Origin of the sequence: Postechiella marina (assembly GCF_039538365.1) — a bacterium.
Classification (GTDB): Bacteria; Bacteroidota; Bacteroidia; order Flavobacteriales; family Flavobacteriaceae; genus Postechiella; species Postechiella marina.
In genome coordinates this window covers 238913-253141 of the sequence record NZ_BAABCA010000005.1, presented here as the reverse complement: position 1 = coordinate 253141, position 14229 = coordinate 238913, and the positions used below count along the sequence as shown (strand labels likewise).

8 protein-coding genes are annotated in these 14229 nt (G+C 33.2%); all 8 read left to right on the top strand.

The features are described 5' to 3' along the window. Window positions 1–7: 7 nt before the first annotated feature. Genes ABD715_RS12645 through ABD715_RS12610 form a run of 8 tightly spaced genes read left to right on the top strand, consistent with a single transcriptional unit; the run spans window position 8 to window position 14229 of the window. Complete coding sequence (locus tag ABD715_RS12645) at window positions 8–1618, top strand: sulfatase-like hydrolase/transferase (protein WP_344788619.1); 1611 nt, start codon at window positions 8–10, stop codon at window positions 1616–1618. Between the two features lie 17 nt (window positions 1619–1635). Beyond that, complete coding sequence (locus ABD715_RS12640; protein WP_344788618.1) at window positions 1636–3498, top strand: sulfatase-like hydrolase/transferase; 1863 nt, start codon at window positions 1636–1638, stop codon at window positions 3496–3498. Between the two features lie 13 nt (window positions 3499–3511). Continuing rightward, the gene (locus ABD715_RS12635; protein ID WP_344788617.1) at window positions 3512–5341 is read left to right on the top strand and encodes a sulfatase-like hydrolase/transferase; all 1830 of its coding nucleotides are present in this window, start codon (window positions 3512–3514) and stop codon (window positions 5339–5341) included. A gap of 21 nt (window positions 5342–5362) precedes the next feature. Beyond that, window positions 5363–7975, top strand: coding sequence for a VPS10 domain-containing protein (locus tag ABD715_RS12630; protein WP_344788616.1), 2613 nt, complete (start codon window positions 5363–5365; stop codon window positions 7973–7975). Window positions 7976–8006: 31 nt separating this feature from the next. Continuing rightward, the gene (locus ABD715_RS12625) at window positions 8007–10568 is read left to right on the top strand and encodes a WD40/YVTN/BNR-like repeat-containing protein (RefSeq protein ID WP_344788615.1); all 2562 of its coding nucleotides are present in this window, start codon (window positions 8007–8009) and stop codon (window positions 10566–10568) included. A gap of 10 nt (window positions 10569–10578) precedes the next feature. After that, on the top strand, window positions 10579–11730 hold the full coding sequence (locus tag ABD715_RS12620; RefSeq protein ID WP_344788614.1) for a right-handed parallel beta-helix repeat-containing protein: 1152 nt from the start codon (window positions 10579–10581) through the stop codon (window positions 11728–11730). A 4-nt stretch (window positions 11731–11734) separates the two neighbouring features. After that, entirely contained in the window at window positions 11735–12529 is a 795-nt protein-coding gene (locus tag ABD715_RS12615) for a polysaccharide deacetylase family protein (RefSeq protein ID WP_344788613.1), read from the top strand. A 29-nt stretch (window positions 12530–12558) separates the two neighbouring features. Beyond that, window positions 12559–14229 (top strand): apiosidase-like domain-containing protein, encoded by a 1671-nt coding sequence (locus tag ABD715_RS12610; protein WP_344788612.1) that lies wholly within the window; start codon window positions 12559–12561, stop codon window positions 14227–14229.

Here is a 14229-nt window from a genome sequence, read left to right as displayed (position 1 = left end):
GAGACATATGAGAATTTTAGGAAGAACCTTAGTTGTTGTAACTGTGTTATTTTCAATAGTTATAAAAGCACAAAATAAGAAACCCAATATTGTTTTACTTTTTGCAGATGATATAAGTGCAAGAGAGTTGCCAATTTATGGAGCAACAGTTTGGAGTCCGCCAGAAGGAGGAACAACTCAAGATATTCAATACAAGGCAAAAACGCCCGTATTAGATAAACTTGCCGAAGAAGGGTGTTATATAAAAACAGCTTGGGCATCTACAGTTTGTGGGCCTAGTCGTGCCATGATGATGACTGGACGTTATGCACATTTGCATAAATGGTGGCATAATAAAGACAAAGGAAAAGCTCCTAATGGCAAAGGGACTTGGGATTTATATGAAAGTTCTCCCCATTCTATTGCTCATGTAGCAAAAGCTGGTGGGTACGCAACGTTTTGGGCAGGGAAAACCCAAATGAATATTGAAGGGTTTCCTTTTGACGAAGGTTGTTTTACTCCTGGAGAAGGTTCTTATAACAAAGCAATTCATACCACAGATTTTAGGTTAGAAACTAGAAAAGAAAACGGTAAAAAATTAATTTACAATGCAGATACCAATAAACCTATTCATAAAAAAAGTTATGTACAGTCTGGTTGGTATTGGCAACCACACGTGCAATTAATGAATCATCCTAAGGCTAAAGAAAAATATGTTTGGTGGCCTAATGATGAGGCGTCTAAAAACAGGTTTGGACTTCATACTTTTGGCCCAGATGTAGAGCTCGAATTCACATTCGATTTTATAGAACGTAAGGCAAAAGCAAACGAACCTTTTTTTGTATATCACACAAGCCACTTAGGGCATGATGCTTGGGATTTTTTAAATCCAAACACTAAAGGTAAATGGCCTGGGACACCAAAAATTAGTTGGGATGGTAAAAAATATACACGTACAACACCAAAGGTAACAGGAGATAATGGTGTTTATAATGATTATGGAACAATTACAGAAAATGGAATTCATTCGCATGTTAATTATCTAGATTATCAGGTATGGCAATACATGAATAAATTTAAAGCGTTGGGTATAGAAAATAATACCATCTTCATTTTTTGTGCAGATAATGGTACTAGTGGTTATGGAAAATCAAGCCCAATTTCTCAAAAAGGAACGCATGTGCCATTAATTATATATGCACCGGGAATGAATTTAACAAAAAAAGGTGCTCAGGACGCCTTAGCTAATATGTCCGACTTAATTCCAACAATTGCAGATTTGGGAGGTGTTAAAATTCCAGACTCTTATGAAATTAATGGCGAGAGTTTAATACCTTTTTTAACAACAGACAAACCTAAGCATAGAGAATGGATTTATGGTTACCATAAAGAAACAACCATAATTAGAGGCGATTTGGTAATGAAAGATGGAAATAACGTATGGTACGATGTTAGTAAGTACCCTAAAGACTTAATAAGTTTTCCAAAAATTAAAGATTGGAGTAAAGTGTCTGAAGCTCACAGGAACGAACGCGATGTTTTAAATAAAGTTGTTCCAAGATTCGATCTACATGCTACAGCTCATGATGCCCCAAAAGGAGGATATGGCAAAGTAGATTCATTAGTAAAAAATAAATAGTTTTTTAAATATAGTTTATGAAAACAAATTCAAAAATAATTCTATTTCTACTGTTAGCTATAGGCTTTAACAAGTATAAAGGATATGCGCAAGCACAGCAACCTAATGTACTTTGGATTTTAACAGACGATCAACGTTATGATGCTATTAGATCTTTTAATAAAATACTTCATAATAGAGAAATGAGTGCCCTAGGTTATGTAGAGTCTCCACAAGTAGATCGATTGGCAGATATGGGTACTACCTTTATAAATACCTATTGCCAAGCACAAGGTTGTGCACCTTCAAGAGCATCAATGCACACTGGGCGATATCCGTTTCGTTCTGGAATTTATCAGTTCGAATATTTTAATAATAACACTACAAATTCTTACCCCTTACTGCCAGAAGAAATGGTGGATTTGGGTTACCAAACTATGCATGTGGGTAAACTAGGTTTACGAATAAGAACATTAAAAAATAACAATGCTGTTAAATTCCCTGTTTATCAAGTAGACATTGATTCTAAAATTATTGAGAATGAAGGCTTACCAGAATGGGGAAAGCAATCTGTAGTAAATGAAGTAAACGGAGTTAAATTAAAACAACCATTAAAAAATGTAACCTACTTTAAAGATGCAGATGGTACAATATATTACAAATCTGAAAAATTAGAAAAAGCCAATCCTCAATTAGCAGGTATGGCTAAGGAAGCATATGATAAATATGAACTCTTTTATAAGTATAACAAGAAAAAAGGTATGCCACAAAGTGTTTTTAATAAAGGTGTTTTGGCAGGTGTTAGTCCACAACCTTATGGAAAAACACGAGACGGACACTATACAACAGCTTTTGTAAACTTTCTTAAAAATGAAAACAAACAATTTAAAGTTGGTAGTGTAACTTTTGATGGAGCTAACTCATCAAAACCGTTATTTGCTCATATTGGATATGATTTTCCGCATACGCCTGTATTACCTCCTAAAGAATATCGTGATCGTTTTCAGAAGCATGCTTATAAAATTCCAGAATTGACAGATCAAGAATTTAAAAAAATGGCGAAAGCTTTTCAAAAGCGCGTAAATTCAAGTTATTCTGATGACTTTACAGATGAAGAAAAACAAAAAATGGTACAAGATTATTATGCGTTTTGTGCCTACGGCGATGCCTTAATAGGGGATGCTGTAGATGCTTTTATAAACTATAGTAAAAATAAGAAGCAACCTTGGATGATTGTTTACGTTTGCGGAGATCATGGTTGGAAATTAAACGAACATGGTGCTATTACTAAAAACACACCTTGGGATGTAGATAGCCATAACCCAATTATTGTGGTGTCTTCAGATAAAAATAAATTCCCTGCAGGTAAAGTAGTTAAAGATTTTACAGAGTTTGTAGATATTGCTCCAACAATTTTAAATGCTGCTGGCGCTAATATAAAACAAAAAAAATACAGCTATTTAGATGGCTTAGATTTAGCTAAAGTAGTTTCTGGTAAAGCTCCTAAAAGAGATTATGTAATAGGGGAAAGTCATCACGCTATTGGACCAAGAGCATATATTAGAACAAAAGACTTTATGTTTTCGGTTAAAACGCGTCCAAATTCTAAAAGAGGAGTAAACATGGATTGGGCTATGAGTGCTTCTTACATAGACTTAGACCCCGCATTGTATAACACAACTTTAGATCCGAATGAAATAAATAATCTTGCTTTAAATCCAGAGTATAAAGAGGTTGCTATAAAAATGAAAAAGAAACTTTTAGATATAGTTATTGGCGATGGTAGAGCAGAAATAAATTGGGGAGGAGATAATTATGGCAAGAGTACTAAAGCAATAGGAACAAAAGTACACCGTAGCAATTTTGCTTCAGGAGCTCATGATTTTAAGTTGAAATTGTAAAACATTGTAAAGAATGAAAAATAAAATATTTATAGGACTACTAATTTTATTAGGATTGGTAAAAAATACATTTGCCCAAGAGCAACCAAACATCCTTTGGATTGTAACAGACGATCACCGTTACGATGCTGTTCGTTCATTTAATAAAATGCTAACAGGAAACGAAATGAGTACGTTAGGTTATGTGGAGTCTCCAAATATAGATCGTTTAACTAATATGGGAACTACATTTATAAATACTTATTGTCAAGCCTCAGGATGTGCACCCTCTAGGGCATCTATGCATTCTGGAAGATACCCATTTCGTTCTGGTGTTTACGAGTTTGAGTATCATCATAATAAAGCAGAACATAGTGAACCAACGTTTCCAGAACAATTGGCCAGTTTAGGGTACCAAACTTTAAGAATTGGTAAGTTAGGGGTACGATTAAAAACTGTTGAAAATGGAAAATCAAAAAATTATAATATTTATCAAAATAATATCGATTTTAAACAATTAAGAAAAGATGGTTTTACAGGATGGGGTAAAGATTGGTTTTATGAAATGGATGGTAAAAAGTTAGATAAACCATTTAAGAGTATGGAGTACTTTGTAACTCAAAATGGTGAGTTTGAATATATATCAGAACGATTAGAAAAAGAATATCCTAAATATAAAGGAACAGCTGCAAAGGCTCATAAAAAATACGATTTATTAAGACATTATAATAAAAAGAAAGGTCCGCAAACACCATTTTCTCCAGGTATTCTAGCAGGTGTAAGTTCAAGAAAAGCAGGAGAAACAAGAGATGGGTTTTACTCTAAAATATTTGAAGCCTATTTAAAAAATGAAAACGATAAATTTTCATTCGGCTCTCAAACAATTAATGCTATAAACGAAGAAAAACCACAGTTTTTCTATATAGGCTTCGATTTTCCCCATACACCGGTTTTACCACCAGCATCTTACAGAGAACGATTTAAAAAGTATACATACAAAGTGCCTAATTTTAATGAAAAGGAATTAAAATCAATGCCTAAGCAATTCTTAAAACAGGTAAAAAGTAGTTATACAGATCATTTTACAGATGAAGAAAAACAAAAAATGATTCAAGACTATTTTGCGTTTTGTGCTTATGGTGATGCTTTGGTTGGTAAATCGGTAGACGATTTTATAGCGTATAATAAAAAGAAAAATAAGCCATACTTAATCGTTTATGTCAATGGAGATCATGGTTGGAAATTAAACGACCATGGTGCTGTTTCTAAATTTACACCTTGGGATATTGATTCTCATAATCCTATTGTTGTTATTTCTTCAGATAAAAATAAATTTCCAGAAGGCAAGGTTGTACGAGAGTTTACAGAGTTTGTTGATGTAGCACCTACCATTCTAGCTGCTGCTGGTGCAAATATTAAAGACGAGAAGTTTAGTTATTTAGATGGTATCGATATGGCTAAACAAGTTTCTAGACAGGCACCAAAAAGAGATTATGTGGTTGGAGAAGCACACGCTGTAACAGGGCCTAGAGCTTTTATTCGAACTAAAGACTACATGTTTTCTATTCAAACACGTCCAGATAAAATTAGAGGAAAGCATATGGAATGGGCACTTAATGCATCATACCAAGATTTAGATCCGGCATTGTACGATATGAAAGCAGATCCGCATGAAGTAAATAATTTAGCTTTTGATAAAAAATATCAAAAAATAGCTAAAAAAATGAAAGAAAAACTTATAAATATTGTACTAGGAGATAACAGAGTTGAAGTTGGTTGGGGTAAAGGAAGTCGTGTTACAGGAACAAAGGTTTATAGAAGTAATTTTGCCCCTGGTTCTCATGATTATAAGTTGAAGCTTTAATAGTTTATAAAAAAAACAGCAATGAAAAAAAATGTGATTTTAATGTTGCTTTTTGCTTTATGTATAAAGGCAAATGCTCAATTATCAAAAAAACAAAAGAGTTTTTTTAAGAAAATAAAAAATGAAAGAGTTATATCTAATCAATCTGTAGAGTGGAAAAATTTTGGTCCAGGTATGTCTGGGTATAACGAAGAGTTTTGGTGTCACCCAACAGATCCTAATGTTATGTTTATGGGGCCAGATATGCATGTAAGTTTTGGTACTTGGGATGCTGGTAAATCTTGGCATACTATTAAAGATTCTGATGGTAATGGTACCGATATGGAACGTGTGCTTGATATTGTGTTTTCTAAACAAAATCCAAATTTTGGCGTAGCTTTAGAACGAGCAGGAGGAGTTTATACTAGCGAAAATAAAGGTAAAAGTTGGAAGGAAATTTATAAAATACCTAGAGAAAAAGGCAAACATGTTAGTAACGCGCATACCAAAATAGCAATACACCCTAAAAATGATAAAGAGTGGTTAATTGGTGCTGGCGATTTTTGGAATGTAAAGAATAACCATAGAAGTTTAAAAAATATTCGAGGTGTATTTCATAATAGAGCAAGTTATGGATACATTTTAAAAACAGTTAATGGAGGTAAATCATGGACAAAGATTGCTACCAATATTTCTGAAGACTTAGATGTAGCTAGAATTATTTACCACCCTAAAAATCCTGATCACATTTTTATTGCTACCAATTACGGTGTATATACTAGTAAAAATAGCGGGAAAACTTGGGAGCCTTCAAATACAGGCTTGCCAAATAACTTACCAAGAGATTTAACATCGTTTTACAATGAAAAAACAGGAGAATTTCAATTGTATTTAATCGAGCAAACAGTATACGAGAAAAATGGAAATACAACTACAGCGAAAGGTGGTGTTTATAAAAGTTCTAATAATGGTAAAACTTGGCAAAATATTACAGGGAATTTGTATATCGATTTAAACGAGATAAGTTTTTCTCCAGAAATAGATAGGTATTATAATACAATTGCAAATTGGTTTGGAGAGTCTAAAAAAAATATTAAATCTAGTTTAAAAACATTACCAAAACAAACTTTGCCTGTTTTTAACCGTTTGGTAGTAAATCCTTTAAATAAAGATGAGATTTATGTAGCTTTTAATAAAAAGCACGATAAAACTTTTGGACCAGGAGATCTTTGGAAAACAGAAGATGGAGGTAAAACATGGATTGCATGTGCAAGACAAGGCCAATATTGGAGAAGTAAAAAAGATACAAATTATTGGTCTGCTAGAAATAACCCAACAGGAACCAATGTTGCGTTTGCACATTTGCAAACGTTTATGGACAATCAGCCAGCTCGTTCGGGTAATCGTATGCTAGCTATTAATGTTAAGGGCGAGGTCTTTATAGGCATAGATCAACAAACATTAAAATCTGTCGATCATGGTAAAACCTGGAAGCAGGTAGATGATTATGAAACATCTCCAGGAAGTAAAAAATGGATAGGTCGTGGTGGTAGTGATTTACCTGGACGATACATGCTTCACGAAACAGGTATAAAAGAAAGACGATTGTTAGCAAGTGGCGAACATGGCTTGTGGCAAACAACAGATTTAGATGGTTGGCCAAATAAGCAAGCTGTAGCTGTAGAGCAAATAGACGGTCAAGTGCATGATCACAGTGGTAATCATGGTCAACATTCTACAGCAACCATGGCTGTTCATCCTAAAGATCCAAACACGATTTACTCTTTGGCATGGAGGCAAGAGCACAGAGGTAAATTAAGAAAAACTACAGATGGAGGGAAAACATGGGAGAATATTTCTACTATTTTAGAAGGAAGTAACCCTAGTTACAGAGGATTAGTACCTCAATATTCTTTAACTATAGACCCCAATAATCCTAAAAATATGTATTTCTGTACTATTAAGAAACCAATAGCTGAAGTAGGAGATGGTACAGCAACATTAACAAAAGGAGGTTTAGGTTTTTACCGTTCTTTTGATGGAGGATATACTTGGGAGTTAAGTAATAAAGGCTTCCATAAAGGTGCAAGTGTGCGTAGAATACAATTAGATCCTAAAAATCCTAATACAATTTATGCAGCTCTTAATGATAACGATGGAGGTCTATATAAAACAATAAATAAAGGCTCATCATGGTCTAAAATTAAAATCCCGTCAGAAATTAAGGCTGTAAATAATGTTTTTGTAGATAGAAACAGTCAAAACATATACATAGCCACGGGTAGACGAACAGGTTCTTATGAAGAAGGAGGAGTATGGAGAAGTAAGGATAAAGGTAAATCGTGGAAACAAATTTTTAAAGCACCTTTTGTATGGCAGGTAGAAACATCTCCTATAGACGAAGATATTATTGTAATTAGTGTTGCAGGACAAGCTGGTAAAGCGAGAGATCAATTTAAAAATCCAGGCGTTTATCTATCTCAAGATGGGGCCAAAAGTTGGATAAAAATTAATAAAGGTTTAGGGCAACCAAACAAAATAGTAGATGTTAAACCCGATCCATACAATAAAGATGTGCTTTGGTGTGCTTCGTGGGGTTGTGGTTGGTTTGTATCATATTTAAATGGAACGACTAACGGTTGGTTAAAGGACTAAAGCTATACTTAAAAATTATAATTTATTGAAAATGAATAGAGTTATATTAATTATTGCTGTTTTATTATTGAATTGTTCTGCGAATGCACAACTTGATAAAGCGTATTTTAAAAAGTTGCAATCTCAAGAAGTTGCATCATCAAATTTGGTAGATTGGCGACAAGTAGGACCAGGAATGTCTGGGTATTGTGAAGAGTTTTGGTGTCATCCAACAGATAAGAATGTTATTATGATGTCTCCAGATATGTATAATACTTATGGCTCTTGGGATGCTGGAAAAAGCTGGAAAACCATTAAAAATGCTAACGGAATAGGTAAAGACTTAGCTAGAGTAAGACGATTTACTTTTTCTCATCAAAACTCGGCTTTCGGTTTTGCCATTTCTAGTGGGGGCAAATTATATAAAACACTAGATACAGGAAGAAGCTGGGAAGAGGTTAAATCGTTTAAAGGTCGCCTTTCAGATATTGTTGTAGATCCATCAAACGATAAAAATTGGTACATAGGTATAGGTGATTTTTGGAATGTTAAAAAGAATTGGAGACATCAAAATGGACAAGTAGGTAGATTGTATCCTAATACAATTTTTCGAAGTACTAATAAAGGTAAAACATGGGAAGAATTCAAGATAGGAAAGTCAAAGACCATCGATGTAGGAAGAATTGTTGTTAATCCTAATAATTCAAAAATACTTATCGCTGTAACAAATGAAGGGGTTTTTAGAAGTAACAATCAAGGGGAAACATGGAAATCGAGTGCAGTAGGACTTCCAGTTAATCGTCCTAGAGATATCGACTTTTATTTTGATAAAAAAACTAAAGAGTTTATAGTTTATTTAATAGATCAAACAGCATTTATTCCAAAAGGCAACACCGTAAGTACAAAAGGAGGTGTTTATAAAAGTATAGATAGTGGTAAGACTTGGCAAAGTATAACAGGTAATTTAGCTGTAGATATGAATCAGATTTCTAGTAAAACTGTACATAATAAATACTGGAATTCTTTGGCGTTTTGGTTTCAAACTAATGTAAAAGATGTTAGAGCAAAGTATGCTAAATTACCAACAGAAGTGTTGGATATTTGGCATCGTATTCAGGTAAATCCTAATAATAAAAACGAAATTTATTTATCGCATAATAGTAAGCACGATAAAGCTTTTTTACCTGGTGGCGTATGGAAATCTAACGATGGCGGAAAAACATGGAAAGCGGTATCTAGAGAGGGGAAATACTGGTTAGATGGTCAAGATAAAGCATATTGGCAATCTAGAAATAATCGAGTAAACATGAATACAACTTTTGCCCATATGCAACCAGAAATGGATAGAAGAGAAGAATCTTGGGGAAATCGTTTTTTAGAATTAAGTGCTGATGGAACTGCTTATATATGCTTAGATCAACAAGTGTTGCAATCTAAAAATGGAGGCGAAACATGGGAGCAAATTGATGATTATGAAACCGCTCCAGGAAGTAAGCATTGGGTCGGTCGTGGTGGAAGTAATTTACCAGGAAGAACCATGTTATTAGAAACAGGAATAAAAGATAGGTATTTACTATGTAGTGGCGAGCATGGTTTATGGCAAACTACATCGCTAGATAATCATCCAGATAAAATGGATGTGGCTGTAGAGCAGATAGAAGGACAAATTCATCATGGTGGCTCGCATTCTGCTGGTACTGTAGCGGTACATCCAAATAATCCAGATATTATTTATTTTATGTCTTATAGACAGAATAATAGAGGTAAAGTGCGTAAGTCTGTAGATGGAGGAAAAACATGGGAAAACATTGCTCATATTTTTGATGCCGATGTACCAACACATATGCGATTGGTGTTTGTAAACTCATTAACCATAGACCCAGTAAACCCAAATAACATGTATTTTTGTGCAACGCGTAAACCAATTTCGCAGGTTGCAGGACCTTATGCAAAAAAACTAACTAAAGGAGATTATGGTTTTTATCGCTCATTCGATGGTGGTTACACTTGGGAGTTAAGCACAAAAGGTTTACATAAAACAGCAAGTTTTAGACGCATGGTGTTAGATCCGGAAAATCCAGAAACCTTATATGCAGCAGTAAATGATGAACAAGGAGGTTTGTATAAATCAACTAATAAAGGGGGCGATTGGAAAAAAGTTTCTATTCCTGACGAGATACAATTTGTAAACAATGTTTTTATAGATAGAAAGACAAAGCACATGTTTATTTCTTGCGGAAATGAGGAGGCTACAGATTTAGGTGGTGGCGTTTGGAGGAGTAAAAATAACGGAAAGTCTTGGGAGCGTATATTCCATATGCCTTATGTATGGCAGTGCGAAACATCGCCGGTAAATCCAGATATTATTACTGTTTCTGTGCCATTGCCGCCTAGAACAAAAAATAAAAATGCGATGTTAAATCCAGGAGCTTATCTGTCTTTGGATGGAGGTAAATCTTGGGAAAAAATAAATAATGGATTAGGCCAACAAGACCGTATTGTAGATATTAAACCAGACCCATATAGAGAAGATGTGTTTTGGTGTTCTCAAAAAGGTAGTGGTTGGGCCATTGGTTACTTAAAGGGGGTAAAAAAAGGTTGGTCTAAAAAATAAAATAATTGTTATGAAAATATATTTAAAAATAGTATTAGTTTTCTTTTTAAGTGTTAGTGCTTTAAGTGCAAAAACCATTAAAATATCAACTCAAACAGGAAGTCCTGTAGAAAAATTAAATAATGCTTACAAAAAGGCTAAGCATGGCGATATTATTTTAGTCGATGTAGATATTATTTTTACGAAAAGCGATAAAGATTTTCTAATAAATAAAGAGGGTATTACTTTTATTGGAAAAAATAAAAAAGATGGCAGCAGATTCGAAATACGAAAAGAGATAAAAAAAAATAATCTTATTGTATTAAGAGCTGGTTTTACAACGTTCGAAAATATTTCGTTTAAAAATGCTACTAACCTTATAAGAGTAGAATCAAAAGGGAAAGTGTTTTCTAATATCACTGTTAAAAACTGTGTTTTTACTAATGGCGGTTATACCGGTGTAGACTTTAGAGGCGATTTTAAAAATATTTTAGTTGAGAATACAACTTTTAACGACTGTAAATTTGGAGTACAAACCATGGACTCTGTTATATTAAAGAATTTCTTGGTAAACCGTTGTGTTTTTAAAGGTGGCGATCATCAAATTAGTATAGATAATGCCTTTGCAGATACTCATTTAATCGATCATTCAGATATCATAATAGAAAATTGCGAATTTTACGTAGCAGCTAGATTTAATATAGCTTTAGCTAATACTCGAAATGCAATAATTAGAAATAACTCTAGAATGGATGGTGGCTTGCAAAAGTATTCTCAAGCGATTCATATAGAGCATGATACTAGAGATGTCTTAATTCAAAATAATACCATGAGAAACGATGTTGGTAATGCTATTATTATTTTTTCAACAGGTTACACGGGTCATGGCAATGGGCGTAAAATTCCTAATGAAGAAAAAATAGACTTTGGCTCTAGCAATATAACATTAGATGGTAATACTATTACTTACAGTAAGCAACATGCCATTGCTATTGGTTACGGTAAAGGTTTTCTTAAAATAAAAGGGAATAATATTATTAATTCTGAAGAGCGCATTATATCTGCCTACAATACTAAAAAAACAATGACATTTGATATAGATAAAAGTGTTTTAATGAACAATGTGAAATTTAAAGATATACCTAAAGTAGAATTACCAAACTACTTTTTTATTAAAAATTAGTAACTTGAGAGTAACTTTATTATGTTTAATAAGTATCTTTTTCCAAAAGGGTATAGCTCAAAATAGTACAAGCTGGAATGGTAAATCTTGTGCTGTAGTTTTAACTTATGATGATGCCCTAAACCAACATTTAGATTATGTTATTCCAAGTTTAGATGCTTACAACTTAAAAGGAACATTTTATATTATTGGTAGTTCAGATTGTTTTAATAAACGGAACAAAGAGTGGAAATTAGCATCGAAAAATGGTCACGAATTGGGTAACCATACTTTAATGCATCCTTGCGCAAGACCACACAGTAAGACACCCATTTCTCCAGAAAAAGATTTAAATAATTATACTTTAAAAAAGGTGGTTTCAGAAATAAAAGAAACCAATAGGCTTTTAAAAGAAACTGATGGAAAAACAGAACGTTCTTTTGCTTTTCCTTGCGGACAAAAGAAAGTGCATGATACCTTGTTTTATAATTATGTTAAAAATGATTTTGTTGCAGCTCGCGGTGTTAAGCGCGATTTAAAATCTATAAATGAAATTGATTTAGATAACGTAAATGCCTATGGGATGAAAGGGCATACGGCAACCGAAATGATTGGGTTGGTAGATGAAGCTATAAAAAACAATAAGCTTTTAGTTTTTTTATTTCATGGTGTTGGAGGCGGAAGCCCTTTAAATGTTGAAAATGTAGACCATCAAAAATTACTAAAATATTTAGATTTTAAACAACATGATGTTTGGGTAGCACCAATGGTAGAAATTGCTAAATACGTAAAATTACAATCTAAAATAATAAAAGATTAATTTTAAAACTAATAACAAATAAAATACAAATGACTAAGTTACTAAGTGCTTTTCTTATAACTGTTTTTTTTGTTCAAAGTAGCATAGGACAAATTACTGTATGGAATATGCCAAAGGCTAGTGAAACTATAAAATCTAACCAGTGGGAGGTAAACGATGTGGTTTACAAAACAAAAAAAACGGTTACTAATCCTTTTGCAAAAAAAGTTTTTGCAGTGGTTATTGGTGAAAATAACGAACAACGTGTTCCTTTATTTTATAATGGAAATAACGAATGGGTGTTTAGGTATTCGAGTTCTACAATAGGGAAAAAGTCTTTTGTTATAGAGTCCGAAATAAAAGATTTAAACGGTATTAAAGGACGATTTCTTTTTACAGAAAATAAGAAAAAAGAACGTCATGGCGGTATTGTTAAAAGCGAAAAAGATAAAAGGCATTTTTATTACGAAGATGGTTCGCATTACTTTAACCTTGCTTTCGAGTGTGATTGGTTGTTTGCTCTAGATTATGGCAAAAAAGAAATACCTAAAACAGAACATTTGCTTGGTTTGATTAACGAAAACGGATTTAATCAAGTGGTAATGAATGTTTATGCCTACGATCCCGATCTAGACTGGGTTAAAGACGAGAAATTAAAAGCTAATCCGCAACACGATTATGGACAAAGAGAAGATATATTTCCTTTTTTAGGCTCTAATTCTAACCCCAATTATAGCGCATTAAATGTCGATTTTTTTAAGCATTTTGATAAAGTTATAGCTAAAATGCACGATAACGAAATTGTAAGCCATTTAATGATTTATGTTTGGAACAAAAGAGTTGCATGGCCAGATGCAGGATCAGAGGCAGATAATATGTATTACGATCATGTTATTAAACGTTATCAGGCTTTTCCAAATATTATTTGGGATGTATCAAAAGAAGCTGCATCAAAAATAGCAGTTGGTCAAAACAAAAATATTGTAGAACACCTTGAAGAGCGAATAGTGCGTGCAAGAAAATTAGATGCATTTAATCGTTTGTTATCGGTACACGATTATGGGTTTTGTAGAAAACATAAGGATGATGTCGATTTTATTTCTACACAAGATTGGAAATTATCTTTATACGAAAGCATGTTAAAGGTATATAATCTTTTTCCAGATAAGCCCGTATTTAATATAGAACATGGCGGTTACGAGGAGTCTCCTTATAACGTTTTTCCAGGAGGTTATTCAAACGCAGAAGCATGTTTAAAAAGGAATTATTTATGTCTTTTTGCAGGTGTTTATACTACGTATTATTGGCAAGCAACTTCTTGGAATGCTATTATTCATAATCCATTCGAGCAGCCAGAAGGTTTTAAAAAACCACATTTCGATTATTTTAAATACATGCGAAAGTTATTTAATACAGTGAATTTCGAAAAGTTTAAACCAAGTACAAAATACAATCCAAGATCTTATACTTTAGTAAATAATGAAGAAGGCGTTATAATGCAATATATGCCTAAAGAAGTACATAGCGATGATATTAAAAGGCATTTAGATACAGATTTCGATTACCAAAATGCAACATCACAATGGTTTAATACAATAACCGGTGAGTTTACAAAAGAAGAAAAATTGGTGTTCGAGCACAAATATGGTTTTTGGGATTATAGACCGTTTAGAAACGAAGCCGATGCTATTCTAATTATTAGAAATTTAAAACAAAAGTAG

Coding starts and splice junctions, on each gene's coding strand:
- ABD715_RS12645 (WP_344788619.1), top strand. CDS start 8: ATGAGAATTTTAGGAAGAACCTTAGTTGTTGTAACTGTGTTATTTTCA.
- ABD715_RS12640 (WP_344788618.1), top strand. CDS start 1,636: ATGAAAACAAATTCAAAAATAATTCTATTTCTACTGTTAGCTATAGGC.
- ABD715_RS12635 (WP_344788617.1), top strand. CDS start 3,512: ATGAAAAATAAAATATTTATAGGACTACTAATTTTATTAGGATTGGTA.
- ABD715_RS12630 (WP_344788616.1), top strand. CDS start 5,363: ATGAAAAAAAATGTGATTTTAATGTTGCTTTTTGCTTTATGTATAAAG.
- ABD715_RS12625 (WP_344788615.1), top strand. CDS start 8,007: ATGAATAGAGTTATATTAATTATTGCTGTTTTATTATTGAATTGTTCT.
- ABD715_RS12620 (WP_344788614.1), top strand. CDS start 10,579: ATGAAAATATATTTAAAAATAGTATTAGTTTTCTTTTTAAGTGTTAGT.
- ABD715_RS12610 (WP_344788612.1), top strand. CDS start 12,559: ATGACTAAGTTACTAAGTGCTTTTCTTATAACTGTTTTTTTTGTTCAA.